This window comes from Pantoea sp. CTOTU49201, assembly GCF_032054795.1.
Lineage (GTDB): Bacteria > Pseudomonadota > Gammaproteobacteria > Enterobacterales > Enterobacteriaceae > Pantoea > Pantoea symbiotica.
This window is the reverse complement of record NZ_DAMBSA010000114.1, coordinates 3,828-5,099: the sequence shown is the minus strand read 5'-3', so window position 1 is coordinate 5,099 and position 1,272 is coordinate 3,828. Positions and strand designations below refer to the sequence as shown.

At 50.6% G+C, this 1,272-nt stretch carries 1 protein-coding gene; it reads right to left on the bottom strand.

All coding sequences use genetic code 11. The features are described from left to right. A partial coding sequence (locus tag RTY00_RS10340) for an Ig-like domain-containing protein (protein ID WP_312664366.1) occupies positions 1-1,272 on the bottom strand: 1,272 nt, incomplete at both ends.

Genomic DNA, 1,272 nt, shown 5'->3' with positions numbered 1-1,272 from the left:
AGCGTTGGTGTCAGGCTCCAGCTGCCGTAAGCATCAGACTTGGTCGAACCAATTTCTTGCTCACCGTTGTACAGGCGAATTACTACATTAGCACCGGCTTTCCCATAGAAATAAGGCGTGGTGTCTTTAATGGTGGCACCTGGTGGCAGGCTGCGGTTATAACCGCTTGAGTCTTCTAAGGCGGCGTAAATTTCAATCGGCTGCGAATCTGCAGAGGTGATGTTTAACGCGAACGCTTTGCTCACTGAGCCTTCTCCGGCTTTGAACACCAGATTGTAGCTACCCGCTGGCAGAGAAGGGGTCAGACTCCAGTTACCGTAAGCATCTGAGTAAGTGGAACCCAGCTCTTTTTCGCCATCGAACAAGCGAATCAGTACGTTGGCTCCAGCTTTACCGTTAAAGCGTGGTGTGGTGTCTTGCGTACTATCGCCAGGCTTGAGCGGCTTGTAGTAATAGCGATCGCTGTCGTCATAGACATTGGAAATTTCGATTGGCTGCGCATCAGCAGAGGTAATATTCAGTGCGAACGGTTTGCTGGCTGAACCTTCAGCGGCTTTAAACACCAGGTTGTAGCTGCCTGCTGACAAGGTAGGTGTAAAGCTCCAGCCACCCCATGAATCAGATACCGTTGAGCCAATTTCCTGATCGCCGTTATACACACGAATGAGCACGTTAGCACCGGCCTTGCCATCAAAGCGTGGCGTGGTGTCCTGTGTGCTGTCGCCAGAGTTAAGCTTTTTAACGATGTAAGGCTCGTTATTATCGTAAACGTATGAAATTTCGACCGGCTGCGAATCTGCGGATGTGATAGTCAGCGCGAATGGCTTACTGGCTGAACCTTCACCTGCTTTGAACACCAGGTTGTAGCTGCCTGCTGGCAGAGAAGGTGTCAGGCTCCAGCGGCCCCAGTTGTCTGACATGGTGGAGCCAATCTCTTTACTGCCGTCGAACAGGCGAATCAGTGTGTTGGCACCGGCTTTACCATCAAAGCGTGGCGTGGTGTCCTGCGTGGTATCGCCAGGTTGCAGAAGCTTAGGGACATACGGATTGTTGTTGTCATAAACGTAATCGATGGTGATTGGCTGAGCATCAGGTGTCACGATGTTCAGAATGTATGGATCGCTTGAAACTTTACCTGAAACAAAGGTCAGGCTGTGCGCGCCGCCATCCAGTTTGGCAGTAAAATTCCACTGGCCATAAGCATCAGCCTTTTCAGAGCCGATTTCTTTTTCGCCATCAAAGATTTTAACCAGCGAATTTGGCTTAGCGCTG